The 25,696-nt window shown below is 69.2% G+C and carries 18 protein-coding genes, 1 pseudogene and 1 riboswitch; of the genes and pseudogenes, 5 read left to right on the top strand and 14 right to left on the bottom strand.

Annotated elements, in window-relative coordinates; genetic code table 11:
• Positions 1-238 precede the first annotated feature (238 nt).
• The gene (locus tag ACNI14_RS06660; RefSeq protein ID WP_420519171.1) at positions 239-1,495 is read left to right on the top strand and encodes a multidrug effflux MFS transporter; all 1,257 of its coding nucleotides are present in this window, start codon (positions 239-241) and stop codon (positions 1,493-1,495) included.
• A 70-nt stretch (positions 1,496-1,565) separates the two neighbouring features.
• Positions 1,566-2,180 (top strand): DJ-1/PfpI family protein, encoded by a 615-nt coding sequence (locus ACNI14_RS06655; RefSeq protein WP_420519170.1) that lies wholly within the window; start codon positions 1,566-1,568, stop codon positions 2,178-2,180.
• 26 nt (positions 2,181-2,206) lie between these two features.
• Here ACNI14_RS06655 and ACNI14_RS06650 read toward each other — a convergent pair whose 3' ends face one another.
• Entirely contained in the window at positions 2,207-5,194 is a 2,988-nt protein-coding gene (locus tag ACNI14_RS06650) for a sigma-70 family RNA polymerase sigma factor (protein WP_420519169.1), read from the bottom strand.
• A gap of 208 nt (positions 5,195-5,402) precedes the next feature.
• Between ACNI14_RS06650 and ACNI14_RS06645 the strand changes: the two genes are divergently transcribed.
• Positions 5,403-6,095, top strand: coding sequence for a hypothetical protein (locus ACNI14_RS06645; protein ID WP_420519168.1), 693 nt, complete (start codon positions 5,403-5,405; stop codon positions 6,093-6,095).
• A 111-nt stretch (positions 6,096-6,206) separates the two neighbouring features.
• Here ACNI14_RS06645 and ACNI14_RS06640 read toward each other — a convergent pair whose 3' ends face one another.
• The 6 genes from ACNI14_RS06640 to dnaK form a co-directional block, all read right to left on the bottom strand.
• Positions 6,207-8,369 (bottom strand): leucine-rich repeat domain-containing protein, encoded by a 2,163-nt coding sequence (locus ACNI14_RS06640; protein WP_420519167.1) that lies wholly within the window; start codon positions 8,367-8,369, stop codon positions 6,207-6,209.
• A 211-nt stretch (positions 8,370-8,580) separates the two neighbouring features.
• The gene (locus tag ACNI14_RS06635) at positions 8,581-11,979 is read right to left on the bottom strand and encodes an ATP-binding protein (protein WP_420519166.1); all 3,399 of its coding nucleotides are present in this window, start codon (positions 11,977-11,979) and stop codon (positions 8,581-8,583) included.
• A gap of 212 nt (positions 11,980-12,191) precedes the next feature.
• A complete protein-coding gene (locus tag ACNI14_RS06630; protein ID WP_420519165.1) occupies positions 12,192-12,617 on the bottom strand; it encodes a heat shock protein transcriptional repressor HspR in 426 nt (141 codons plus the stop codon).
• A gap of 66 nt (positions 12,618-12,683) precedes the next feature.
• Positions 12,684-13,655 (bottom strand): DnaJ C-terminal domain-containing protein, encoded by a 972-nt coding sequence (locus ACNI14_RS06625; protein WP_420519164.1) that lies wholly within the window; start codon positions 13,653-13,655, stop codon positions 12,684-12,686.
• 31 nt (positions 13,656-13,686) lie between these two features.
• A complete protein-coding gene (locus tag ACNI14_RS06620; RefSeq protein ID WP_420519163.1) occupies positions 13,687-14,289 on the bottom strand; it encodes a nucleotide exchange factor GrpE in 603 nt (200 codons plus the stop codon).
• A 65-nt stretch (positions 14,290-14,354) separates the two neighbouring features.
• On the bottom strand, positions 14,355-16,238 hold the full coding sequence (gene dnaK / locus ACNI14_RS06615) for a molecular chaperone DnaK (RefSeq protein WP_420519162.1): 1,884 nt from the start codon (positions 16,236-16,238) through the stop codon (positions 14,355-14,357).
• Positions 16,239-16,445: 207 nt separating this feature from the next.
• Between dnaK and ACNI14_RS06610 the strand changes: the two genes are divergently transcribed.
• Positions 16,446-16,916, top strand: a complete 471-nt coding sequence (locus tag ACNI14_RS06610) for a rhodanese-like domain-containing protein (protein WP_420519161.1) — start codon at positions 16,446-16,448, stop codon at positions 16,914-16,916.
• A gap of 184 nt (positions 16,917-17,100) precedes the next feature.
• Here the strand turns inward: ACNI14_RS06610 and ACNI14_RS06605 are convergent, their stop codons facing one another.
• The 6 genes and pseudogenes from ACNI14_RS06605 to dcd form a co-directional block, all read right to left on the bottom strand.
• Positions 17,101-17,751 (bottom strand): ABC transporter ATP-binding protein, encoded by a 651-nt coding sequence (locus tag ACNI14_RS06605; protein ID WP_420519160.1) that lies wholly within the window; start codon positions 17,749-17,751, stop codon positions 17,101-17,103.
• Positions 17,748-19,391 carry an ABC transporter permease gene (locus tag ACNI14_RS06600; protein WP_420519159.1) on the bottom strand — a complete coding sequence of 548 codons (1,644 nt, stop codon included), beginning with the start codon at positions 19,389-19,391 and terminating at the stop codon, positions 17,748-17,750. The genes ACNI14_RS06605 and ACNI14_RS06600 overlap by 4 nt, the downstream gene beginning before the upstream one ends.
• Positions 19,392-19,410: 19 nt before the next feature.
• Positions 19,411-20,508, bottom strand: a complete 1,098-nt coding sequence (locus tag ACNI14_RS06595; protein ID WP_420519158.1) for a thiamine ABC transporter substrate-binding protein — start codon at positions 20,506-20,508, stop codon at positions 19,411-19,413.
• Between the two features lie 23 nt (positions 20,509-20,531).
• A riboswitch (TPP riboswitch) is annotated at positions 20,532-20,649 on the bottom strand.
• A 36-nt stretch (positions 20,650-20,685) separates the two neighbouring features.
• A complete protein-coding gene (locus tag ACNI14_RS06590) occupies positions 20,686-21,330 on the bottom strand; it encodes a hypothetical protein (RefSeq protein ID WP_420519436.1) in 645 nt (214 codons plus the stop codon).
• Between the two features lie 48 nt (positions 21,331-21,378).
• Positions 21,379-21,615, bottom strand: a pseudogene (locus ACNI14_RS06585) (DUF2510 domain-containing protein); the annotation flags it as partial.
• Positions 21,616-21,745: 130 nt separating this feature from the next.
• On the bottom strand, positions 21,746-22,321 hold the full coding sequence (dcd, locus tag ACNI14_RS06580) for a dCTP deaminase (protein ID WP_420519157.1): 576 nt from the start codon (positions 22,319-22,321) through the stop codon (positions 21,746-21,748).
• Between the two features lie 147 nt (positions 22,322-22,468).
• Between dcd and ACNI14_RS06575 the strand changes: the two genes are divergently transcribed.
• A complete protein-coding gene (locus ACNI14_RS06575; protein ID WP_420519156.1) occupies positions 22,469-24,892 on the top strand; it encodes a glycoside hydrolase family 94 protein in 2,424 nt (807 codons plus the stop codon).
• Between the two features lie 25 nt (positions 24,893-24,917).
• Here the strand turns inward: ACNI14_RS06575 and ACNI14_RS06570 are convergent.
• Positions 24,918-25,696, bottom strand: a 779-nt coding sequence (locus ACNI14_RS06570) for a DUF4349 domain-containing protein (RefSeq protein WP_420519155.1), incomplete at its 5' end; no start/stop codon positions are given.

Here is a 25,696-nt window from a genome sequence, read left to right as displayed (position 1 = left end):
CCCCCCCCCCCCCCCCCCCCCCCCCCCCCCCCCCTCTTCTGCGTCGGCGCGGTCGTGGCGCGTAGACGCGCCGCGGAGGGGTGAACATCGGGGAACGCAATTCGACTTACCAGGTGGTCGGGAATACACTGGTGCTGACGGTGTTGATCCACGTGTCCCGCTGATCGAGCTCTTGCTCTGATCGCGATCCGTCTGATGAACTCGGCATAGCCGCCCCACTCAAGAAAAGAACTCCGGTTTGACCCTGCGTACTGAGCCCGCCGCCACGTCGGTTCCCACCCCCTCCTTCGGCGACACCCTGACCCGTCGCGAGCGCGTCGCGTACATCCTCATCCTGGGTGCGCTCGTCGCGCTCGGGCCCTTCACGATCGACCTGTACCTGCCCGCCTTCCCCGAGGTGGCACGCGACCTCGCGGCGAGTGATGCCGCGATCCAGCTGACCCTCACTGCCACGACGATCGGCTTCGGAGTGGGCCAGCTGGTCGTGGGTCCGCTCAGTGACGCGTTCGGACGCAAGCTGCCGCTCATGTTGGCCACCGTGGTGCACATCCTCGCCAGCATCTTCGTGGTGTTCGCCCCCACCGTCGAGTGGGTGCTGGTGGGCAGGGTTCTCCAGGGAATCGGCGCCGCCGGCCCCGCGGTGGTGGCGATGGCGATCGTGCGGGACCTCTTCAACGGTCAGCGACTCATCCGCATGCTGTCGCGCATGGCGCTGGTGACGGGTCTCGCACCCGTGCTCGCCCCGGTGATTGGTTCGCAGCTCCTGCGCGTCGTGGACTGGCGGGAGATCTTCGTGGTGCTCGCGCTGTATGGGGTCCTGATCGCCTCCATCGCTGGCCTGAAGCTGCGCGAAACCAGGCCGGCCAGCCAGCGCGGCGGTCCCGGCCTCGCGGCCATGCGCGCGCGCTACCGTCGGCTGCTGACCGATCGCGCCTTCGTGGGCGTCGCGGTGGTGGGCGCCATGACGTTCACCACGCTCTTCGCCTACCTCTCGGGATCCTCCTTCGTCCTGCAGGACCAGTTCGGACTCAGCGCGCAGCAGTACGGCGTCGTGTTCGGCCTCAACTCGATCGGCGTGGTCGCGGGCACGCAGCTCGCGGCGCGCCTGATGCGGGTGGTGGCGCCGCGTGCCGTCGCCACGGCGGGCATCATCGTCATGACCGGCGGAGCGCTGGCGTTGCTGCTGTTCGCGGCCCTCGACCTGGGGCTGCTCGGAGTGATCATCCCGCTGTTCTTCGTCGTGTCGCCGCTGGGCTTCATCATGCCGTCCGTCCAGGTGATGGCGCTCGAGAAGCACGGTTCGGAGGCTGGCACGGCGGCATCGCTCATCGGCGCCATGAACTTCGGCGTCGCGGGGCTGTTGTCGCCCATCGTCGGCGTGCTGGGGGCGTCCGCCACGTCGATGGCGATCGTCATGCTGGGAGCCTTGGCCGTGGCGCACGTGAGCCTGTGGCTGGTGGTGCGGCCACGCACCTCGGGCGAGGTCGTCCGCTGAGGCGGATCGTGACGGGCGCGCTGCCGTCGTTGCGTGTCGACGCCCGCCACGTGGCGGCTACGGTGGGCGCATGACCGCGCGCATCGGCATCCTCGTGTACGACGGCTTTGACATCGTCGACGCCGGCGGGCCGTATGAGGTGTTCCTGACGGCTTCGCGGCTCGCGGAGCGGGATGGCGACGCGCCGACTTTCTCCGTCGAGCTCGTGAGCCCCGGCGGCCACGACGTGGTCGCGTACGGCGGCATGACACTGACCGCCCTCGGTGACGCCGACGAATCCCGCGACTACGACGTGGTGGTGATCCCCGGCACGATCGATGTCGACGCCGCACTCGGCGAAGAGGTCATCGGCGCGTCCGTGCGCACGCTGGCCGACGAGGCAGAACTGACGACATCGGTGTGCACTGGTGCGTTCCTTCTTGCGAAGCAGGGTCTGATCGACGATCTCCCCGCCACCACTCACTGGGAGGATGTCGACGCGCTGCGCGAAGCGGGCGTGGCGGGCGCAGTGGACGGCATGCGCTGGGTCGATGCGGGCCGCATCATCACCAGTGGCGGCTTGACGTCGGGAATGCACATGGCGTTGCACATCGTGTCGCTGACGCTCGGCGAGCCGATGGCGCTGCGCACCGCCCGCCAGCTGGAGATGGACTGGAGTCCAGACCCTGCCCGCACTGCCAGATGAAGGGTGATTTCCGGCGGGCGGGGGCGTCAGGGCGCTGAGTCACCGCCACGCGGAACCAGCGTGATCGCGAGAGTGCCGATCATGAAGTTGTCACCGGACGTCGATGTGGTCAGCGTGTGGATCCCGCCGCGCGTGATGACCTTGGTGCTGAAGGGCTTCGCATCGACCCCCAGCGTGTTGCCCCATGGGGAACCGAACGCGGTCGAATCGGCGATGTCACCGGAGTCGCGTGGCCCCACCGCACCGTTGCCGTCGGGTCCAAGTGGCTGGAAGTCGTCGCCCCCGAGACGCATCGAGTCGCCCTTGTTCCCCCGGTCGCCTTCGAATGCCGTCCACGACGGCGTCACCAGCGCGCCCTCGTCGGCATGGAACCGGATGGCCACGGGGGAGGAGCTCTTCACCCAGTGCGGACCCTCGAACAGCGCCACCTCCGAGGTCTCAGGCTGAGCGGGATCCTCGTAGACGATCGTGACGGTGAAGCCGCCATAGTAGGTCTTCACATTGCGCTCGCGGGTGGTCTCTGAGACTGCGATGTCGGCGACGGTGAGGGTCTGGCCGCTGGCGCTCGCGACAAGGTCGGTGACGTCGGCACGGGACAGGTAGTACTGCCTGTTCTCCTCGACGATTCCGTCGTCAACCGTGTCTGCCGTGACGTCCACGAACTGTCCCGAGTCCAGCCGCACACGCGCAGAGTCGAGTGGTCCCGTCCACGTGTCGGACGGCTGGGCATCCGTGGGATGGACGTAGCGGTTCGCCGACCACTCGAGGAACGCGGCCTTCACCGTCGCGTTGGGGGGGAGAGTGATGGTGGTGGTGCCCGAGTTGGTCGTGCCGCCGTTCTCGTTCAGCTGCACCATGTTCCAGTCGTTGTTGGTCTGGCGAGCGATGGACTGGGGGCTGAACGTGTCCATGACGGTGCGGCATGCGCTCTGTGCAGGCATCTGCAGGGGAGCGGCATCGCAACCCATCACCGTTCCACCGAACTGCGCGACCGCGAGCCCACCTCCGTCCGCGTAGCCGGGATCAAGGGGGTTCGAGTCGTCGCTGTGAGGAGAGAGGGCGGTGCGCACCGAGTAGGTCTCGCGGTGGTCCCCCGCGCGGACGTCGAACACCGTGAATGAATCCTCGTCCAGCTCCTCGGCGGCGATCATCACCTCCAGCGAGAGGGAGGCAGTCGCACCCGGCTCGATGGAGTCGAGGCTGCAGGTTGCTTGCGCCGCATCAGCGGCGACCGTGCACTCCCAGCCGTCAACGCTGAGGGTGCTGGTCGCGGCATAGTCGACGAAGGCAGACACCCGCTCGTGGGTGGCGAGTGCGAACCCTGCGCCGCCGGCCGGGGCGGCGACCTGAAGGCCGTCGGGCAAGCTGATCTGCGCCGATACGGTCTGTGCCGCACCGTCACCGTCGTTGGCGACCGTGAGCGACACTGACGGTGATGTCCGAGAGATCTCGAGGTAGTCCAGCGGAGACTTGCCGATCGACAACCGCGGTGCGCCGCCGGTGCCGGGTTCCTCGCCGCCGGTGCCGGGTTCCTCGCCGCCGGTGCCGGGTTCCTCGCCGCCGGTGCCGGGTTCCTCGCCGCCGGTGCCGGGTTCCTCGCCGCCGGTGCCGGGCTCTTCTCCGCCCGTGCCGGGGCCCACACCGCCCGTGTACGGGTTGCCGTCTCCGTCGCCGGGAGAAGCCCCGCTTGCCCCCGAGTCCTGATCGCCCGGAACACTGCCATCGCCGCGGAGGGGCGCATCGGCGCCCGGTGGCGTTGTCGGGGCCTCACTGACCGGCGGGTCGTCGGCGGCGTCGGGGCTGGCCGAAGGAGAAGGCACGGTGCTCGGCGACGCCTCGGGCGACGGCGTGGTGCCTCCGCTCGAATCGGGCGTGGGCGTCGGCGACTCGGCAGCCAGGACCGGGCTGCCCGGTTCGTCAAAGTCGTCGCCCGGCGAGAGCCAACCCAGGATGCTCGCACCGCTGAGAGCGAGCGCAGTCACGCCGACGGCCGCGGCGACGGGCAGAGCCAACTGCGAGGCCACTCCAAGCAGTCCCGCCAATCCACTCGCGCCAGCGGTGGCTCCCGTGGTCGTGGCGCCGGCGCCGGCTGCGCCTGCGCCGCCGGCACCCGTCGTCCCCACAGTCCCGGCGGCCTGCGATCCCAGCGCGCCGCCGATGGGCAGGCCCCCTTCGAGAGCGCCGGCGCCGAGGACTCCCATGAACAGGGGCGCGATGATTCCGCGCATGCCGCGGTTGACGTCCTCGAGCTCGGTGACGAGCGCCGTGCAGCGCTCGCAGACACTGACGTGCGCGTTGACCCGCGCCTGCTCCCGGTTGGACAGCCCGCCGCGGACGAAGGCGCCGAGCTGGGTGTTGGCTTCGAGGCACGCAGTGTCCTCTGATGTTCCCAGGTGCTGTTGCAGATACGCCTGCCTCAGCGCCTCGCGTGCCCGGTAGGCGAGAGCGGCGACACCGTTCGCGCTGAGCCCGAGCAGCGGAGCGATCTCGCGCGGACTCTTCTTCTCCACCTCCGTGTACCAGAGCACCGCCTGCCATCGTTCGGGCAGAGACGTGTACGCGTGGGCCACCATGCCGTGCTCGAAGCCCTCGAGCGTCGGCTCATCCGACGAGGCTCCGTAGCCGATCGTCGACTCGTACGGGGACATGTCATCCCGCGGCTTGGTGCGGATGCCCTTGTCGATGATGTCCATGCCCGTGCGCCGGACGATGGTGAACAGGTACGCGCGGAATGCAAGGTCGGGACCGTCACCGCGCTGCAGCGCCCGCAGCACGCGGGCGAAGGCCTCCGACACGACGTCGTCCACATCGCTCGCGGCATTCGTGTACTGAGCGGCGACCTTCCGCGCGGCGGCAGCGTGACGTTCGTAGAGCACGCCAAAGGCCGCCGAGTCGCCGGCGCGCACGCCTGCGATCAACTCGGGATCGCTGGACGTCTCCGTCCACAGCGCGATCGCCTCCGACGACATATTCTGGGGCCCCTTCCACGGCAACTCCGAGGAATGTGCATCCATGTTCGCTGGAACACTGTCCGCATAGCAAGGCCTGCGGAGCGCAATTGGTCACATTTGCCCCATGAGGCAGGCGAGAAAAATACTTGCGAAAGTCGCGTCATAGCCCGGTGGCCCGCCCGTCTCATGGGGCATGAACAGCGAAACGCCCCTCCCGGATCCGGGATCGCGTGCACTCCTGCAGAGGTGGGAAAGCGCGAGCATCGACACGGTGTGGCTCCGCCCCGGTGACTGGTACACGCCGGCCGCCGATGCCCTTGTCGAGTCGCTCGAGGCCCGCCTGGACACCGCGCCGGCTGCGTACCGGCTGGGGCAGGCGCGCTCCGCTGCCGGCGTGGGCATCACCGAGGCGATCGACGACATGGCGGTGCTGTTCCGCGCCGCAGGCTATGAGTCTGCACCTATCCGCTCGATCCGTTCGCTGTGCGAGGGGTGGACGGCAGGCACCGTCCCGACGATGGATGCGCCCATCATGACCGACGCCGAGTCGGGGCTTGGAACCGCCGAGTACCTGCTCCAGCGCCTCGCTGAGGTCTACGGTGCGGCTGCTCGGTTCGAGCATGTCGTGAACGAGACGCACGCACTTGTCATCGTTGACGTCTCTGTCGAGAACACGGACCCGTGGCAGCGCATCGCGCGCAACGCCGCGACCGGTGCAGCACTCCGCGGCGCTTACGGCGAAGGCCACCCGATGGCTCGCCTGAGCGACGGACTCTACGCCGTGCTCGTTGAGCGCGACGAGACGCTCGGCGATGGCCTCGCGTCGCTGCGAGTGCACTTGGGGGAACGGGCGATCGACATGAACGTCGACAGCCTGATGCGTCAGCCCCCGCGCGTGTGGGTCGAATCTCTCCCCGGAACACACGCGTACGCCTGCGCGCTCATGGAGTCGCTGCAGCGCTAGGCGATGACGGCCCGGAGGAGGGTCTGGCACCGTGCTGAGGGCGGTGCCAGACCCTCCGACGCGGGGGCGCGAGACCGCGCTGTTCGAGGTCCAACCGCGGCCGCGCGAGGCTCACACCCGGCGTCGGCCGATTCCTAGGGCTGCGGCACCCGCGATGAGCAGTGCGAGTGCTCCTCCCAGCGCGCCACCGGGGGAGAGCGCGACTCCCGATTCGGCAAGGATCGGCGTCTGGTCTTCGACCGCCTCGTCGACCACTTCATCCACGATCTCGTCGTCAGTGCCATCGACGTCGGGGGCCGGAGTCTCCTCAGCGGGAACGGCGGTGAACAGCAGCACGCCCGCGAACGGAGCGAAGTCGGTGCCCCACGCCACGGTGCCGTCGCCTAGGACGTCCGGAGTGAACGTGTTCGACGTGGAGTCGTAGAGCGCCGCGAGTGTGACGGGTTGCCCGTCGAGCCCGATCACGGGGTTCGCCTGAGGCTCCCCGACCACCAGCTCGCCGAGGTTCACGGTCTGGTTGCGGTAGTCGACCTCCGCGCCGATCCCGGCGAGTGGGCTGATGTCCGCGATGCGGTTGCCCTCGACCCTCAGGTAGATGAGGTCTTGCAGCGCCGACAGCGGGCTCACGTCGGAGACCGAGTTCTGCGCCAGCCCCAGATCGCGCAGCGTGGTCAGCCCGGCGAGCGGGCTCACATCGACGACCTCGTTGGAGTCGAGGTTCAACTCCTCGATGACCGGCAGGGATGCGAGGGGGCTGACGTCGGATACGGCGTTGTCGAACAGGCTCAGGCGTTCGAGCGATGCCAGATCCTCCAGGGGCGACACATCGGTGATGCTGTTGCTGTACAGCGACAGCCACACCAGGTTGGTCAGGCCATCGAGAGGCGTCAGGTCCTCGATGTCGTTCAGTTGGATCAGCAGCGTCTCCAGACCCGTGAGGTTCTCGAGAGGGGTGATGTCGGTGATGTCGTTGCTGCTCAGGCTCGCCGAGGTCAGCCCCGTGAAGGCCTCCAGGCCCGTGAGGTCGACCACGCCAGCGTTCAGGCAGACGATGGTGTCCACACCGGCGGCCTGAGTGTGCGTGATCGTGTCGGTGGGGGCCTGGCCGAGCGCGTTGTTCACGCACTCGCGCAGCGCATCGTCCGGCATAGCGACCGTGGTGTCTGCGTTGAAGCTCAGCGTGCCGGAGAAGTCGCCGCTGCCGCCGTTCCAATCGACGGTGCCGGGCCCCGCAGTATCGGGCGTGAAGGTGTCGGTGCCGGCGTCGTACAGAGAGTCGAGAGGCACGGGCGAGCCGTCGAAGCCGACCACCACATTGGGGACCGCCGCACCGACGGCCACGTCGCCCACGTCGACTGCCTGGTCATGGACGTCGACGTCAGTGAGCGCCCCGAGCCCCCCGAGGACGCTGGCGTCGCTGATGCGGTTGCCTTCGAGCGTCAGGTCGGTCAGCGCCGACATGCCGGACAGTGGTGTCAGGTCGGAGATCTGGTTGTTCTGCAGTCGCAGCGTCTCGAGAGTGGTCAGGTTCTGGAGCGGTGCCACGTCGGTGATCTGGTTGTTCTGCAGGTACAGCCGCTCCAACGCCACGAGGTCGTCCAGTGGCGCGAGGTCGGTGATGTCGTTGTCGGACAGGCCGAGATCCGTGAGCGCGGTGAGATTCTCAAGCGCACTGAGATCGGTGATGTCGTTGTACTGCGCCCGCAGGGTGTGCAGCGCCGTCATGTTCTCGACCGCACTGAGATCGTCGATGTCGTTGTAGTAGATGCCCAGCAGCTCGAGTGACGTGAGATTGCTGAGTGGCCCGATGTCCGTGATCCCATTCATGAACAGCGACAGGTTGGTGAGCGAGGTGAGCCCCGCGAGCGGGCTGACGTCGACGATGTCGTTCCCGTGGATCCTCAGCTGCTCGAGCCCTGTGAGGGAGGCGAGCGGACTCACGTCGACCAGCACGGACGCGTTCTGAATGTCGAGGCTCGTGAGCGTGGTGAGTCCGGAGAGCGGACCGACGTCGGTGATGGGGTTGCTGTTGAGAGTCAAGGTCTGGAGGCTCGGCAGGTTCTCCAGGGGAGTGAGATCGTCGATGTCGTTGTTGCTGAGGTTCAGCGAGGTCGCGCCCGTGAGGAACTCGAGTCCGGTCAGATCGCTCACGCCCTCGTCGGTGCACGCCAGCGACGCGATCGTCGCGAACTCGCCTTCGGTCGCAGGGTGCGGGGGGCCTTCGCCCAGCTCATCGTTGATGCACGCCAGGAGCGCCGCGTCCGGGACGTTCACCTCGTCCCCCGGCGCCGCGTGCGCGGCGGGCGCAGCCGCGAGAATGCTCAGTGAGACGGCGGCGCCGATTGCGGCGGCCCTTCTGGCGCCGTGCCGTCGATCTGGCCGCCGTGATGGTCGTGTGGCGAAGGTCAACGCAGCTCCTCGTGTCGCGTGGTGGCATGGGTTCACACCGGACTGTGACAGGGTGCGCTCACACGGCGCTCACACCTCAGGCCGCGACGAGCCGGCTCTCCACCTGCTCGAGCCACGCGGGGGCGTCGATGCGCCGGCACAGCGCGGCCGCATCGTGGAAGTGGCGGGCGGAAGCGTCCACGTCCCCCGCCTGCCGCGCCAGCACGCCGAGCTGGAGGTCGACCGGTCCGGCGTCGATGGTGCCGTTGTTCGCCACCAGGCCGGCGTGAGGAAGGAGGGCGCGGTAGAGATCGGCGGCCGTCGCGGGGTCGCCCACCACTTCGCAGGTCATGCTCAGGTAGCACATGCCATTGAGCCACAGCATGTCCTGAGGGAGCTGGGAGAAGGACCGCCCGGCGAAGTCGTGGAGGATCGCCGCGGCGTCGTCGAGGGCGTCGGTTCGCACCAGCGTCAGTGCCAGGGCCGCCCTCCAGGCGGGAATCGCGCCGGCCATGCCGTCGACCTGCGCATGCACCTGATCGGCGATCTCCGGAAGGCGATTCTGCATCATCCGCAGGGTGAACAGCTGACCGGCGAACCACGTGAATGCGTCCGCCTGTTCCGTTCGCGTGCCGAACTCGTAGGTCTCTGCGATCAGCGCCTCGGCGGCATCCCACTGTCCCCTGACGACGAGCCGCATAGCGCTCCATGCGCTGGTGAGCCAACGCTGCGGCGGCTGGTTGAGGGCGATTGCGAGCTGAGACGCCTGGGTGAGGTGGCGATCGGAAGCGGAGAACTCACCGACGCGCATGGTCGATTGCGCCACGCACAGCGCTGCGCCCAGCCGCAGCCCGCGGTCGCCGCTGCGGCGAGCGAGGTCGAGCAGCCGCTCGGCGGTCAACACGCAGTTCACCGGTTCCTCGAAGAGTGCATAGGTCACCTGGAAGCGATACTTCAGCGCCAGGGCGAGCGCCGCCGTGTCGCCCGAGGACTCGGCCAGGGCGAGCGCGCTGGCGCTCGCGTCCAGGACATCGTCGCGGCTGGCGGGATCACGGACGTTCTCCGTCGCCCATGCGGCCAGCAGTTGAGCACGGATGGCGAGATCGTCCGGGTCGCACGAGGACAGCGCGGTTTCAATCCCGGCCAGCCGTTCGTGGTCGATCTCGGTGGTGCTCGACCACCACCCACGGCTATTGGCCAAGACCGCGGCCGTCAGCCTGTCCGGGTCCGCGAGCTCCGCGGCGAGACGCGCCGCCTCCAGCAGCGTCGACCTGAAGCCTGGTCGGGCGCTGTGGAGTTGAGCGCGCCCAAGGCCGATCAGCAGGTCGCACCGCTCGGCGCCTTCGCCCGGCCCGATGAGCGCGAGCGCATCGGTGAACGCCCTTTCGGCGACTGCGGGCGCACCTCGCTCGAGAGCGTCGACGCCGGCCGCACCCAGGCAGCGCGCCGCCTTGGTCGACGCGCGAGGGTCATCCGACATCCGATGGTGATGCGCGAGTTCGTGGAGCCGGTGGTGGCCGGGCCTGCTCTCGAGCACGTCCGCGATCTGAGTGTGAAGGCGGGCGCGCTCCATCGGAGGCATCGTCTCGTACAGCACGGTCCGCACGACGTCGTGGCTGAAGGCGAATCGGAGCCCGCCACTCTCGACAGGCGCGATGAGACGCGCCCGGATCATCGGATCGAGCGCGCGGTCCACGGCGTCCCGGTCCTGGTCGCAGACCCGCGCAAGGATCTCAGACTCGAACTCCGTCCCGATCACGGCCGCCCGTCGCAGCAGCGACTGCGTGCCATTCGGCAAGGCGCTCACGTGTGATTCGATGACGTCGCGCAGGCCGGGCGGCGTCTGCGGCACCTCCTGGAGTGAGGCGGGGGCGGCCGCCAGCAGTTGCCTCGCAAGCTCGACCACGAACAGCGGGTTTCCGCCCGATGCGGTCCGGACGTGGGCCTCGGCCCACGCCGGCAAGGGTGCGGGCTCGCCATGCCTGCCCACCTCGTGTGCGAGCAGCAGCCCGGTCTCGTGGTCGGTGAGCGTCTCCAACGGCACATGCGTGACGACGTCCGACTGCCGTAGGAGCTCCGGTAGGAGATCACGGGGCTCCCCCTGAGCGGCCGTGCTCGGAACGAGGTGGGGATCGCGCACAGTGACGATGATCAGCACATGAATGCCTCGGGGGCTGCGCATCAGGTGGTGGAGCAGCAGCATCGTCTGGTCGTCGGCCCACTGGAGGTCGTCGATGACCATGACGAGCGGTCGCTCCATTGCGCGAGCGGACAGCCAGGCCGCGACCGCATCCATCGAACGGTACTCAGCGTCTGCGCCCAGCGCCGTGGCGCCCGCCGCGCCCTCGGGGAAGACCTCCGCGAAGTCGGCGAGCACGCGCGTGAGCCCGGCAGCGTGCCGACGCATCTTCTCGTCGGCCCGTGCGTGCTCGTTCGTGAGAGACGCGCGCAGGATGTCCGCGAACGGCTCATACGGCGCGACGGAGTCCCGACTGCAGCGGCCGCTCAGCGACTGAGCGCCGGCGGCTCGCGCAAGCGACGCGAACTCGGCGGCCAGTCGGGTCTTTCCCACGCCGGGCTCACCGCTGAGGGTCACGACCCGCAGCCCGGCGTTGCTCTCGCGCCATGCCGATTCGACCAGCTGCAGCGCGTGGTCGCGGCCGACGAGCGATCCCTGGTCGGGGGCGCGCTCGACCCGGGGCCGTGCCGGAGGTGCGGGGGTTCCCGGATCCCCGGGAACCTCGCGACGGAGGATCGCGACGTGGAGGTCCGACAGGTCGGGCGAGGGCTCGGTTCCCAGCTCCTCGATGAAGGCCTCGCGGGCGGAGTGATACGTGGCCAGAGCCTCGCGATGGCGCTCCGCCTGATGCAGCGCGAGCATCAGCTGTCGCCAGCAGTGCTCCTGCAGCGGGTCCGCCTCGAGAGCCGTGCGCAGCTCTCCGATCACGGCCTCGCCTCGGTGGCACGCCAGCATCGCGTCGACACGGTGGGAGACGGCGCTGCGCCGCCTCTCCTCCAGCTGCAGCGCGAACGGACGCAGCCCAGTGACCGTGGCCAGGTCCCCGAGCGCGGGGCCGCGCCAGAGTGCGAGGGCCTCGTCGAGACGCGCCACCGCATCCTCGCCGCGACCCTGATCGAGCAGCGCCCGGCCGTGCTCGCTCGCCTTCAGGAACGCGCGCGCGTCAGTCGCGACGCTGTCGCGCGCCAGGCGATAGCCCGCACCATCGACGAACTCGACGTCCGCGGCGATCGTCGCGCGCAGTCGCGACACATGAGCCTGAACGGCGTGCGCGGTGTCGCGCGGAGGGTCGCCCCTCCACAGATCGTCGGCGAGCGCTTCGACGGAGACCGCGCGGCCGTCATTCAGCACAAGCCGTGCCAGGAGCGCCCGCTGCTTGCCGCCCCGCACTGGGCATTCGTGCTCGCCTACCAGCACCCGCATCGGCCCCAGCAGGAGGACGTCGGGCGTGACGCGGCGATCCGGTGAGACGCTCATCAGTCCTCGAAATCTATAGGTTGGGTGGCCGCAACTCAACCCCCAGCCGGGGCGCGCCGGTTCTCGCGGCCGCGGGCCGCGTGCGCGAGGTGCCGGCACTGCGCGAGGGGACGGTGAGGTACGCGAAGGCGCTCCCGGCGCCACGACCCGACGCGACCGCGTCGCTTGCGTGGACAGCGAGTCGGCCGTTCAGACGGTCCTGGGTGGCGGGGTCAGTCCTGACTCTCGCGGTTCACGGAGCGCCACAGCACCAAGGAGCGCCCCTCGTCCCGCCGCGCGCGATGACCGCGCTCGACGATCACGACAGAGCCCGTGGGCCCGGAGGCGAAGATGCGCGAACCCGTGTCGGCGCGCGGTCGCAGCTTCTCGACCTCGGCCTCCAAGCGGTCGACCCGCTTCTGGAGCGCCAGGATGCGTTTGATGCCTTCGAGGTTGATGCCCTCGTCCTGGCTCATTCGCTGGATCTGGCGCAGGGTCGCGACGTCTCGCAGGGAGTAGCGACGGCCGCCCCCGGGGCGTCGCCTGGGGATCACCAGGCCCAGTCGGTCGTACTGGCGCAGCGTCTGGGCGTGCATGCTCGCGAGTTCGGCGGCCGCGGAGATCTGGAAGACGGGCTCGTCGACGTCTGGCTTGTCCACGGCGCCTCCCTCCTTGGCCGCACCTGCGGTGCGATCAATCTATCGCCGATGCGCGCATCGGCCGTCCTACTTCGCCGCGTCCCGGTACAGGTCCTTGCGCGGGTCGTCCTGGGCGGTCTCCAGGGCGAAGGCCTGGAGGATCTCCTTGGCCTTGCGGCCCAGCTTGCTCGGCACCGCGACCTCGATGGTCGCGAGCAGGTCCCCCACGCCGTCCTTGGCCTGGAGCCCGCGGCCCTTGACGCGCAGCGTCTTTCCGCTGGGCGTGCCGGCGGCGACCTTGACCTTGACGCGGGTGCCGTCGAGGGTGGGCACCTCGACGGTCGCGCCGAGAGAGGCCTCGTCGAACGTGACGGGCACTTTCACGCGCAGGTTGCGGCCCTCGGCGGTGAACACCGGGTGCTTGGAGACGCGGACCGTGAGGATCAGGTCGCCCGCCGGTCCGCCGCTCTGACCTGGCCGACCCTTGCCGCGCAGGCGGATCTTCTGACCGTCTCGCACTCCTACCGGAAGACGAGTGGTGATGTCTCCGGTGGTGGTGCGCAGCGTGATGGTGGCACCCTCCGCAGCCTGGCGGAACGTCACCTCCGTCGTCGCGGCGATGTCCGTGCCCTTGACCGGCCCTCGCTGGAATCCGCCCCCGAAGAGGTTGCCCAGCATGTCCTCGAAGCCCTGAGCCCGGTACTGCTGGCCGCCCGCTCCGCCGGCGCCACCCGGACCACCGGCTCCACCGCCGAACATGCCCGAGAACACGTCCTCGAATCCGGCCCCTCCGGCGCCTCCGGCCTGGAAGCGGGGTCCGCCGCCGCCCATCGCCCGCACGGCGTCATACTGCTGGCGCTGCTTGGGGTCGGACAGCACGCCGTAGGCCTCGCCCACTTCCTTGAAGCGGTTCTCCGACGCCGTGTCCCCAGGGTGGCGGTCCGGGTGGAGATCGCGGGCGAGCTTGCGGTACGCCTTCTTGATCTGCTCCGGGCTGGCGTCTTTGGGGACGCCCAGCGCCGAATAGAAGTCCTTGCTGAACCAGTCCTGACTCGTCACTGCACGCCTCCTCTCGCCTGGTGTCGGTGGGTTACTCGGGCTGCGCGACGATCACGCGTGCGGCGCGCACCACGCGATCGCCGATCCGGTGACCGGGCTGGGCCACGTGCTGAATCGTGGGGACCTCGACCTCGGTCGACGGCTGAGACATCAGCGCCTCGTGGAGCTGGGGGTCGAACTCCTCCCCGGCCTCGCCATAGGACGACCACCCGAACCGGGCGAGCGCCTCCTCGAGCTTGGCGGCGATGGCCTTGAACGGGCCCTCGTCGAGGTCGCCGTGCTCGCGCGCACCCGCGATGTCGTCCAGCGCGGGGATCAGCGCCTCCACCATCTTCGCGGCGGCCACGTCCCCCGCGACCTCGCGGTCGCGGTCCACGCGCTTGCGGTAGTTGACGTACTCGGCCTGCAGCCGCTGCAGGTCGGCGAGGTGCGCCGCGGCCATCTGCTGGGCGCGGTCGATCGCATCGGCTGCGTCCTGCTCGTCCTTGTCGGCGTCGCCGCCTTGGGTGTCGTAGTCGGCAGCGGCGTCGTTCACGATCGCCTCAGCCTGGGCCAGCGAATCGTTGTCGTCGCCGTTCTCGGGCTCCGGGTTCTCGTCCGGGTTGTCGTCGGGCTTCTGATTATCGTCTGTCATGTGAGCCTCCGTGAGCGGCCGCGGCGACGGATGCGGGAGTGGCCCGCATCCGTCGCTTGGCGTCGCTACTTCTTGTCGTCCTCGTCGTCGACGATCTCGGCGTCAACCACATCGTCGTCGGACTCGGGAGCGGACTCCTGCCCGTCGCCGGTCGGTGTGCCTTCGGCGCCCTCGGCCCCGTCCGCACCCTCGGCCTGCTCGGCCGCGTAGACGGCCTCGCCGATCTTCTGTGCCTTCTCGACCAGGACATCGTGCTTGGCCTTGATGTCCTCGGCGTCGTCGCCCTCGAGCGCCGTCTTGACGTCGGCGATCGCGGTCTTGACCTCCTCGGCCGTCTCGGCCGGGACTTTGTCCTCGTTCTCGGAGAGGATCTTCTCCGTCGAGTACGCGAAGGTCTCGGCGTTGTTGCGGGTCTCCGCCTCCTCGCGACGCTTCTTGTCCTCGTCCGCGTGCTCCTCCGCGTCCTTGACCATCTGCTCGATGTCTTCCTTCGACAGGGCCGAGCCGCCGGTCACCGTGATCGACTGCTCCTTGCCGGTGCCGCGGTCCTTCGCGCCCACGTGCACGATGCCGTTGGCGTCGATGTCGAACGTGACCTCGATCTGGGGAACGCCGCGCGGGGCCGGCGCGATGCCGCCCAGCTCGAACGTGCCGAGCATCTTGTTGTCGCGGGCGAACTGGCGCTCACCCTGGTAGACCTGCACGAGCACCGACGGCTGGTTGTCCTCGGCGGTCGAGAAGACCTCGGACGACTTGGTGGGGATCGCGGTGTTGCGCTCGATCAGCGTGGTCATCACGCCGCCCTTGGTCTCGATGCCGAGGCTCAGGGGGGTGACGTCGATGAGCAGCACGTCCTTGCGCTCACCGGAGATGACGCCGGCCTGCAGCGCGGCACCCACGGCGACGACCTCGTCGGGGTTGACGCCCTTGTTGGCCTCCTGGCCACCGGTCAGCTCCTTGACGACGTCGGAGACCGCGGGCATGCGGGTCGAGCCGCCCACGAGCACCACGTGGTCGATGTCGGACAGCTTGATGCCGGCGTCCTTGATGACCTGCTCGAAGGGCGCCTTGGTGCGCTCGATGAGGTCCTGAGTCATCTGCTGGAACTGCGCGCGGGTGAGGCGGGTGTCCAGGTGGACGGGTCCGTTCTCGCCGATCGACAGGTACTGGAGCGAGATGTTGGTGCTGGTCGCGCTCGACAGCTCCTTCTTGGCCTGCTCTGCGGCCTCGCGCAGGCGCTGCACCGCGGACTTGTCCTTGGCGAGGTCGACGCCCTCGGAGTTCTTGACCTCCTTGATGAGGTGGTCGACGACCCTCTGGTCCCAGTCGTCGCCGCCGAGGCGGTTGTCGCCGGCGGTCGCGCGGACCTGAATGGTCGAGAACTCGTCCTCGTCCTTGCCGACCTCGAGCAGGGACACGTCGAACGTGCCGCCACCCAGGTCGAAGACCAGGATGAGCTCGTCCTCCTTGCCGCGGTCCAGCCCGTAGGCGAGCGCGGCGGCGGTGGGCTCGTTGACGATGCGCTGGACCTTGAGGCCCGCGATCTCGCCGGCGTCCTTGGTCGCCTGGCGCTCGGCGTCGTTGAAGTAGGCGGGGACCGTGATGACGGCCTCGGTGACCTTCTCGCCCAGGTACTCCTCCGCGTCGCGCTTGAGCTTGCCGAGGATGCGCGCGGAGATCTCCTGCGCGTTGTACTTCTTGTCGTCGATCTCGGTCGACCAGTCGGTGCCCATGTGGCGCTTGACGGACGCGATGGTGCGGTCCACGTTGGTGACGGCCTGGCGCTTGGCGATCTCGCCCACCAGCACCTCGCCGGTCTTCGAGAACGCGACCACTGACGGGGTGGTGCGAGCGCCCTCGGCGTTCGCGATGACGGTGGGCTCGCCGCCCTCCAGGACGGTCACCACGGAGTTCGTGGTGCCCAGGTCGATGCCTACTGCTCGTGACATTGCTGTCCTCCTTCTTCTGCGGCCTCTCCGACCGCGACGTCTGCCGGCCCGTAACTTGAGCCGCCTACGCTCAAGTATCCACGTCAGGGAAAGCCTGTCAAGCCGACGGCGCCAAAGTTGAGTCGAACCCGCTCAAGTCAGTGGCGACTCGCGCTGGTGCCACGCGACGCTCGACTGGCCGCGGTGGCCCCGAGTAGCGTCCCGATCATGACGACTCCCGCCGAGGCCGCAGCTCACTTCGCCGCCAAGCTCGCCTTCGAGACCGATCCGTCGGACGTGCACGCGGCGCTCGAGGCGCGCGACCCGTCCCTGGTGCTCGTCGACACGCGCGACCAGGTCGCCTGGGACCAGGGGCACGCCCATGGGGCCCTCCACATCCCCAAGGCGCAGCTCGCCGCGAAGATTCCCGAGGTGGCCGGTCCCGACAGCGGGATCGTCGTCTACTGCTGGGGCCCGGGGTGCAACGGCGCGACGCGGGCCGGGCTCCTGATCAGCGAACTCGGCTACGCGGTCAAGGAGATGATCGGCGGCTTCGAGTACTGGGCGCGCGAGGGGCTCCCGGTGGACCGCGTGATCGAGGTCGAGGGCCGGCGGGTCGACGTCGACGCGACCCAGGCGCCCGACCCGCTTGCGGCGCCGGCGGCTCGGGCCGGCCAGCGCATCGCCTGCGACTGCTGAGTCGCGCACGGCCCTCGAGCCACCTCGGTGGCGCTGCCTCGCTCCGACCGGCCGGATCAACTGAGCCGCGACCGCGACTTGCGTGCGTGCCCCCGCCGGGCACGCTCAGTTGATCCGGCCCGTCGGCATGGTGGCGTGGGAGGGGGCGTGCGGCATGGTGGTGTGGGAGGGGATCGGGCTCGCTCTACAGCAGCCGGCCGTCCTCCATGCGCACCACCCGGGTCGCCATGGTCGACGCCTCGTCGGGATCGTGAGTCACGACGATCGCGGTGGTCCCCGCGGCCAGCAGGATGTCGCGCACCTCCGTCGCGAGCCGGGCCCGCAGGTCGGCGTCAAGAGAGGACAGCGGCTCGTCGAGCGCGAGCAGACGCGGGCCAGGCGCGAGCGATCGCGCGAGAGCGACGCGCTGGCGCTGCCCGCCGGAGAGGTCGGTGACCGGCCGGTCCTCGTATCCCGTGAGCCCCACGGTCTCCAGCAGCCGCGCGACGCGCTCCGCACGCTCGGCCTTGGGGGTGCGCTGCATCTCGAGCCCGAATGCGACGTTGCCCGCCACCGTCCGGTGGGGGAACAGCTGACCGTCCTGGAAGATCATGCCGAAGTGGCGTCGGTGCACGGGTACGTGCGTGAGGTCCTCGCCCGCCCACAGGACGGCGCCCGATGCGGGGGGCACCGTGCCCACGACGGCACCGAGCAGGGACGACTTTCCGCATCCGGAGGGGCCCAGGAGGGCGACGATCTCGCCTCGCTCGACATGTAGCGACACCGAGTCGACCGCCACGACCGGCGGACGCCCGGGGTAGACCACCGACACGTCCCGCACATCGAGTCCCGTCACAGATCCGCTCCCACCTGGGTCCGGAGACCCTCCGATGCCATCATGACGGCTGCGGTCATCGCCGCGAGCACCACGGCGGCCGCGAAGGCCATGCCGATGTTCTCGATCCCCGGCCTGCCGAGCAGCCGGTAGATCGCCGTGGTGAGCGTGGGGTGATCCGGCCGCGCCACGAAGGTCGTGGCTCCGAACTCGCCGAGCGCGATCGCGAAGCCGAAGCCGGTCGCGAGGCCGAAGGGCCGCTTGAGCAGGGGCCAGTCCACCGCGCGCCACACCTGCCACGGAGACGCGCCGAGGGTTCCCGCCGCCGCACGCATCGACGCGGGGATGCCGCGCGCCGCCGGCACCAGGGTGCGGGCCACGAGCGGCAGCGCGACGACGGCCTGCGCGATCGGCACGAGCCACCACGACCCGCGCAGGTCCACGCCCAGCACCGAGCGATTCAGCGTCAGCAGCATGCCGAGTCCCACCACCACCGCGCTCACGCCGAGCGGCAGCATGATGATCGAGTCGAGCGCGGTCGATCGGCCGGTGCGACGCGTCAGCAGCGCGGCGACGATGAGCCCCAGGAAGGTCGCGATGGCCGCGGCCACGGTCGCGGCCATCAGGGAGTTCACCGCGGCCTGCCACATCGGCACGGGCAGCGATCCCAGCCCGGAGTCGGTGAGCAGCGCCACGTAGTGGTCCGGGCCGTGACCGTCACGCGTTCGCAGCGACCGCTCGATCAGCGCCCACAGGGGAGTGGCGAGCACGGCGGTCAGGACTGCGAGGATTCCGCCCAGCACCCAGCGGTCCCGGCTGCCGGCCAGCGGGCGGGTGCCGTCGAGCCGCTTGGTGCCCAGCGAGCGCTCGCGGCGACGTCGGGCCCACTCGGCCCCGCCCAGCGCGAGGGCGACGAACACCAGCTGCAGCACCGACAGGACGGCCGCGGCGCGCAGGTCCAGGAACTGGTTCACCTGCAGGTAGATCTCGGTCTCGATGGTCCGCACCCGAGTGCCGCCGAGCACCAGCACCACACCGAAGGATGTGGCGCAGAACAGGAACACGACGGCCGCGGCGGAGCCGATCGACGGCGCGAGCGCCGGCAGCGTGACGTGGGTGAACGCCCGGCGCCGGTCCGCGCCCAAGGTGCGGGCCGCATCGGCCGTCGAGGGGTCGAGGCTCGCCCACGTGCCCCCGACCACCCTGATCACCACCGCGACGTTGTAGAACACCAGGGCGGCGGCGATCGCGACGGGCGACTGGTCGAGACCCAGACCGCTCAGCGGCCCCGATCGCCCCAACAGCGCGGTGAAGGCCGCGGCCACCACCACGGTGGGGAGCACGAACGGAACGGCGGCCAAGGCGCGCACCACGGTCTGGCCCCGCCAGCGCAGGCGGTACAGCGCGTAGGCGCCGGGCAGCCCGAGCAGCAGCGCACCCGACGTGCCCGCCGCCGCGAGCGCGAGCGTGGTGACCACCGCATCGGCCGTGCGCGCGGACGTGACGACGCCGGCGAGGCCGGCGACGTCCAGCCCGCCGTCGAGCAGCCCCCGCCCCATGACCGCCGCGAGCGGCCACAGGAAGAACAGCCCCAGGAACGCGAGGGGCACCGCGGCGAGCGCCCACCACCCCAGTGAGTGGTGGAGCCGCAGCGCCCTCATCGCGTTCCCCGGACCGGAATCAGTCGAGGACGATCTCGGTCCAGGACTCGATCCACGCCTCGCGGTTCGCGGAGATGACCTCGGGGTCCATGGTGTGCGGCGCGTCGGCCAGCGGCGCGAACTCGGCCCACTCCGCGGGCACCTCGACCTGCGAGGAGACGGGGTAGACGTACATGTTCTCGGGCACGCTCGCCTGGAAGTCGTCGGAGAGCATCCAATCGATGACGGCCTGGCCGCCCTCGGGGTTCTCGGCGCCCTCGAGGAGCCCTGCGTACTCCACCTGCCGGAAGCACGTGTCGAGCATCGCCGCGGTGGTGGGCTCGCCGTCGACGACCTCGGACGGCGGGGACGAGGCGTAGCTCAGCACGACGGGATAGTCGCCCCCATAGTTGGGCGCGGAGAAGTCCACGAAGTACGTGTCGGACCACGACGACGTCACGCGCACGTCGTTGTCGACGAGGGTGCGCCAGTAGTCCTCCCAGCCGTCCTCGCCGAACTCGGCGACCGTGGCCAGCAGGAACGCGAGCCCCGGCGACGAGGTGGCGGGGTTGGTGACGGAGAGCACGCCGTTGTACTGGGGGTCGGCGAGGTGGCCGAGCGTGGCGGGCACCTCGGCGCCCGTCTCCTCGAACCAGCCGATGTCGTAGTTGAGGCACACGTCGGAGTAGTCGATCGCGGTGAGCGCCTGTGAGTCCGCCACGGCGTACTCGGCGGCGTCGGCCGCCGCCGGGGCCGCGGATTCGTACTCGGCGAACACGCCCTCGTCGATGGCGCGCGACGCAAACGTGTTGTCGACGCCGAACACGACGTCGCCCAGCGGGGCGTCCTTGGTGAGGATCAGCTGGTTGACCAGGGTGCCGGCGTCGCCCGGCTGCACGAACGTGACCTCGAGGCCGGACTCCTCCTCGAACGCGGCGAGGACGTCGTCCGGCACCGCGAAGCTATCGTGCGTGACGACGGTGACGGCGTCGCCATCGCCTGCGGCCGATGCGGTGGCTGAGCCCTCGGTGCCGCTCGGCTCAGGCGAGGGGTCGGCGGGTTCGTCGCCGGAACAGCCCGCGACGAGGACGAAGGATGCAGTGACCGCCAGTGCGGTCGCGGTGCGCAGTACGCGCATATGTGGAACCTCCCACGAGTAGGAGGGGACGAGTCTCGACTCCCTACGCCGGCATCATCCGGATCAGGTTCGAGGGTCTGCGGCTGGTCCGCACTCTCAGCGCTCTGGTCCCTCACGGGAAGCGCTCCCCTGTCGTTGCCCGATCAGCATAACGCCGATGCGGTGGCTGGCTTGGCGCTACCGCCGCTCGACGATCTGGAGCGAGTCGAGCACCGCTTCTACGCTTTCGTCTCCGGAGCCGGTGGTCGATGAGCCGAGCGTGTAGACCACCAACTGGCTGTTGCCCTCGACCACGACGCCAACCATGTTCGGCCAGGTCTTGCCGTACATCGGAAACTCGTACTCCGCGAGGTAGCCCGTATAGCCGGCGGCCGTGCGCACAGGGCCCTCGGACGTCGTCTCGGCGCCCTCGATGCCGAAGGTCGAACTGCCGACGAAAGCGCGTGCTTCGAGCCGCGCTGACGAGGCTCCGCCGACGTCCGCGATGCTGAGGACGACAAGGGCGGTGCTGTCGCCCTCGAGGTCACCGGCGACGAGCCATGCGCCGTGAAATGCGACATCGACACCGGTCTGAACCGCCATCTCCGTCTCCATGGCCTGCGCGTCGAAGTATTCGGCCACGTCCTCCCACGCGGGGTCATGCTTGACTGTCCCGGTACCGCCCATGACGGGCACTGCGCTCCAGCCGGAAGGCACCTCAGTCTCCAATTCGCGCGCGCCCGCGTCTCCGCTCAGGGCGGCGTATGCGGCGTCCTCCACGCGAGGCAGCAACAGGGCGACCGCGGCGATGCCCCCTCCCACGACGATCACGACTCCGGCCACGATCCCGGCGATCGCTGCGCGCGACCGTCGGCTGCGGGGCTCGCGCGGAGCGGGAGCCCGTCCGGCTCGCCACTCTGAACCATCCCAGTAGCGGTGCTTCGTCGGGTCCCACGGATCCGGGTACCACCCGGCTGCCGGTTGGTGGGGGACTGCGTGCGCGGGCGACGGTGGGGCGGCGTAGCCGGGTCCGGGTGCTGCGCCAGGTTCTTCCCGTCTTGCACGCGGCGGAGCGGCGAAGGGGTCTGCCGGCTGCGGATCGTTCTGGTGCTCGCGCTCGTCCGTCATCTCTTCCCTCGCATCATCGCTTGGCGGGGAGCCTAGCAGGGATGATATGCGCACCGGGGGGACTGTGATGGCATCGACTGAGGCCTTCCACGCCCGGTGGCGACGTGATGCTGCTAGATCACGAGCTGTCTCACATTGCGGTGCGGTGGAAGTTCTGGAAGCTGCGGCTCGCGGTGGGGCCGCGCTGGCCGCGGTAGCGCGAGCCGTACTTGTCCGAGCCGTAGGGGTGCTCGGCGGCGGAGGACAGCTGGAAGAAGCACAGCTGGCCGATCTTCATCCCGGGCCACAGGTTGATGGGCAGCGTCGCGGTGTTGGACAGCTCGAGCGTGACGTTGCCCTCGAAGCCCGGGTCGATGAAGCCGGCCGTCGAGTGAGTGAGCAGTCCCAGCCGCCCCAGCGACGACTTGCCCTCGAGCCGCGCCGCGATGTCGTCGGGTAGCGTCACGGACTCGTACGTCGAGCCCAGCACGAACTCGCCGGGGTGCAGCACGAACGGGCGGGCGTCGTCGACCTCGATGAGCCGAGTGAGGTCGGGCTGCTCGACGGACGGGTCGATCGCGGCGTACTTGTGGTTGTCGAAGATCCGGAAGAACCTGTCGAGCCGCACGTCGATCGACGACGGCTGAATCATGTCGGGCTCGTACGGATCGAGGGCGACCCGGCCGGAGTCGATCTGGGAGCGGATGTCGCGATCGGAGAGCAGCATGGGGACAACCTACCGGGGTGCCGCTCGCGCGCCCAGGGTCCCCGCGCATCGGCCGCCTGAAGTGGTCAGCGCAAGTTTCATCGCAACGTTTCGACTTCGGCTAGAGTGGGATGCGGCTTACACACCTTGGCGGAAGGTTCTACCCCCATGCAGTTCGGTCACTTCGACGATGAAGCGCGCGAGTACGTCATCACGACTCCGCACACCCCCTACCCCTGGATCAACTACCTGGGGTCGCAGGAGTTCTTTGGGCTCGTCTCGCACACGGGCGGGGGATACAGCTTCTACCGCGACGCGAAGATGCGTCGCCTCACGCGCTACCGCTACAACAACATCCCCGTCGACGACGGCGGCCGGTACTTCTCGATCAACGACGGCGGCGACGTATGGAGCCCCTCGTACCGTCCGTACAAGAAGGACCTCGACCGCTTCGAGACGCGCCACGGCATGGGCTACACGCGCATCACCGGCGAGCGCGGCGGCCTCGAGGCTTCGGTGCTGTTCTTCGTTCCCGTCGACATCAACGCCGAGATCCACCAGGTGACGCTCACCAACCGTTCAGACGCCCCCAAGTCGGTGGACCTGTTCAGCTTCGTCGAGTTCTGTCTGTGGAACGCCGAGGACGACCAGACCAACTACCAGCGCAACCTCAGCATCGGCGAGGTGGAGGTCGTGGACGGCGCGATCTTCCACACCACCGAGTACCGCGAGCGCCGCAACCACTACGCGATGTATGCGGTCAACGCGCCCATCGCGGGCTTCGACACGGACCGCGACGCGTACCTGGGCTACGGCAACGGCTTCCACGAGGCCGCGGTGCCGCACGCCGGGAAGTCCGAGGACTCGGTGGCGTCCGGCTGGTATCCCGTGGCGTCGCATCACCTCGAAGCCGACCTCGCGCCGGGCGAGTCGCGCCAGTACACCTTCGTCCTGGGCTACCTCGAGAACGCTGAGGACGACAAGTGGGAGTCGCCGGGGGTCGTCAACAAGGCACCCGCCCGCGAGCTGCTCGCGCGGTTCGACGACAACGCCAAGACCGACGCCGAGTTCGCACGCCTGAACGAGTACTGGGACGGGCTGCTGGGCAGCTACACCGTGGAGTCGGGCGACGAGAAGCTCGACCGCATGGTCAACATCTGGAACCAGTACCAGTGCATGGTGACCTACAACATGTCGCGCTCGGCTTCGTATTTCGAGACCGGCATGGGCCGCGGCATGGGCTTCCGCGACTCAAGCCAGGACCTCCTGGGGTTCGTGCACCTGGTGCCCGAGCGCGCCCGGGAGCGGATCATCGACATCGCGTCCACGCAGTTCGAGGACGGCAGCGCCTACCACCAGTACCAGCCGCTGACCAAGCGCGGCAATCACGCTCTCGGCTCGGGCTTCAATGACGACCCGCTGTGGCTGATCCTCGGGGTCGCCGCCTACATCAAGGAGACCGGCGACTTCGCGATCCTCGACGAGATGGTGCCCTTCGACAACGACGAATCGCGTGCCGCGCCGCTGATGGAGCACCTCAAGAGGAGTTTCAACCACCCGCTCGAGAAGGCCGGCCCGCACGGGCTGCCGCTCATCGGCCGGGCGGACTGGAACGACTGCCTGAACCTCAACTGCTTCTCCTCGACTCCCGGCGAGTCCTTCCAGACCACCGAGAACAAGGCCGGGGGAGTCGCCGAGTCGGTCTTCATCGCGGGCATGTTCGCGGCCATCGGCCCGGAGTACGCCGCGCTCGCGCGCCGGCGCGGGGACGATGCGGAGGCCGAGCGGGCGGAGAATGCCATCGCCGACATGAAGCAGGCGGTGATCGACCACGGCTGGGACGGCGAGTGGTTCCTGCGTGCGTACGACTTCTACGGCAACAAGGTGGGCTCGCACGAGAACGCCGAGGGCCAGATCTGGATCGAGCCGCAGGGCTTCTGCATCATGGGCGGCATCGGCGTGGACGACGGCAAGGCCATCAAGGCGCTGGACTCGTGCCGCGAGCGGCTGAACACCCCGCACGGCATGGTGCTGCAGAACCCGGCCTACACGAGCTACCAGATCGAGCTGGGCGAGGTGTCGACCTACCCGCCGGGCTACAAGGAGAACGGCGGGATCTTCTGCCACAACAACCCATGGGTGATCATCGCGGAGACCGTGGTGGGTCGCGCCGAGCACGCGTGGCAGTACTACAAGCAGATCACTCCCGCGTACCGCGAGGAGATCTCAGACGTGCACCGCCTCGAGCCGTACGTGTACGCGCAGATGATCGCCGGGAAGGATGCCTCGCGTCACGGGGAGGCCAAGAACTCGTGGCTCACCGGCACCGCCTCATGGAACTTCGTGACCGTCTCCCAGTACCTGCTGGGCGTGCGCGCCGACTACGACGGGCTGGTCGTCGACCCGTGCATCGGCGAAGAGGTCGGCGAGTACACCGTGCGCCGTCAGGCGCGTGGAGCGACCTACGTCATCACCGTGAAGAGCACCGGCGCGAAGGGTGCGACGCTCACCGTCGACGGCGTGGGCATCGAGGGCAACACCGTGCCCTACGCGCCGGCCGGTTCGACCGTGGAGGTCGTCGCCACGCTGTAGCTGACGGTCCTCGCCTTCCCCGGGGCTACTGGGGGTCCGTGCGGTCCGTCGCCTGCGGCGTGCCCGTCGTGCGCGCCGCAGTCTCCGGCGACTGGGACGCGGGCACCTGAGCAGCGGCGCGGGAGCGTCGCGCCCGCACGACGGCCACCGCCACGAGCGTCACGAGAGCGATCAGCGCCACCCACGGCAGCAGCACGCCAGCGATCACCAGCGCCGCCGAGAAGAACCCCACGAGCGCATCCCACCCGGACTCCAGGCCGTCGCCGAAGGTCTGGGGAGAGTCGTCGACGATCACGACGGGCTCGGTCGTGAGAGACAGTTCGATGGTCGACATCGACACCCGGTCGGCCAGCCCTCGTTGCTGCGCTTCCAGGCTCTCGAGCTCCGCCTGCCGACGCGAGAGCTCGTCCTCGAGAGTGATGACATCCTCGATGTCCTCGGCCTCGAGCAGCAGGCTCTGGATGCGGGCGGTCGAGTCGCGCAGCGTGGAGATCCTGGTGTCCAGGTCCGTCACCTCGGTGGTGACGTCGCGGGACTGCGTGGAGAACTCGTCGACGGTCCCGAGCGCGCGGAGGTCGTCGACCACGGCGTCGAGACTGTCGTCGGGAATGCGCAGCGTGAGGGAGGCGGAGCCGCCTTGGTACTCGTCGGCGGCGGTCTCATTGCGAGCGTCGATGCGCCCTCCCGCGCTCTGCACGATCTGTACCGCCTGATCGGCTGCCACTAGCGGATCCTCGACGGTGATGTAGAGCGAGCCCGTGACGATCAGGGATCGATCGCCCGAGCCCGCGTCGGTGTCCGGCG

It is taken from the genome of Demequina pilifera (genome assembly GCF_048814985.1).
Classification (GTDB): domain Bacteria; phylum Actinomycetota; class Actinomycetes; order Actinomycetales; family Demequinaceae; genus Demequina.
This window is presented reverse-complemented; position numbering and strand designations above follow the sequence as displayed.

Excerpts from the sequence above, each read along its gene's own strand:
- ACNI14_RS06655 (WP_420519170.1), top strand. The coding sequence starts at position 1,566 with ATGACCGCGCGCATCGGCATCCTCGTGTACGACGGCTTTGACATCGTC.
- ACNI14_RS06650 (WP_420519169.1), bottom strand. The coding sequence starts at position 5,194 with ATGGATGCACATTCCTCGGAGTTGCCGTGGAAGGGGCCCCAGAATATG.
- ACNI14_RS06635 (WP_420519166.1), bottom strand. The coding sequence starts at position 11,979 with ATGAGCGTCTCACCGGATCGCCGCGTCACGCCCGACGTCCTCCTGCTG.
- ACNI14_RS06620 (WP_420519163.1), bottom strand. The coding sequence starts at position 14,289 with ATGACAGACGATAATCAGAAGCCCGACGACAACCCGGACGAGAACCCG.
- dnaK (WP_420519162.1), bottom strand. The coding sequence starts at position 16,238 with ATGTCACGAGCAGTAGGCATCGACCTGGGCACCACGAACTCCGTGGTG.
- ACNI14_RS06610 (WP_420519161.1), top strand. The coding sequence starts at position 16,446 with ATGACGACTCCCGCCGAGGCCGCAGCTCACTTCGCCGCCAAGCTCGCC.
- ACNI14_RS06600 (WP_420519159.1), bottom strand. The coding sequence starts at position 19,391 with ATGAGGGCGCTGCGGCTCCACCACTCACTGGGGTGGTGGGCGCTCGCC.
- ACNI14_RS06595 (WP_420519158.1), bottom strand. The coding sequence starts at position 20,508 with ATGCGCGTACTGCGCACCGCGACCGCACTGGCGGTCACTGCATCCTTC.
- dcd (WP_420519157.1), bottom strand. The coding sequence starts at position 22,321 with ATGCTGCTCTCCGATCGCGACATCCGCTCCCAGATCGACTCCGGCCGG.
- ACNI14_RS06575 (WP_420519156.1), top strand. The coding sequence starts at position 22,469 with ATGCAGTTCGGTCACTTCGACGATGAAGCGCGCGAGTACGTCATCACG.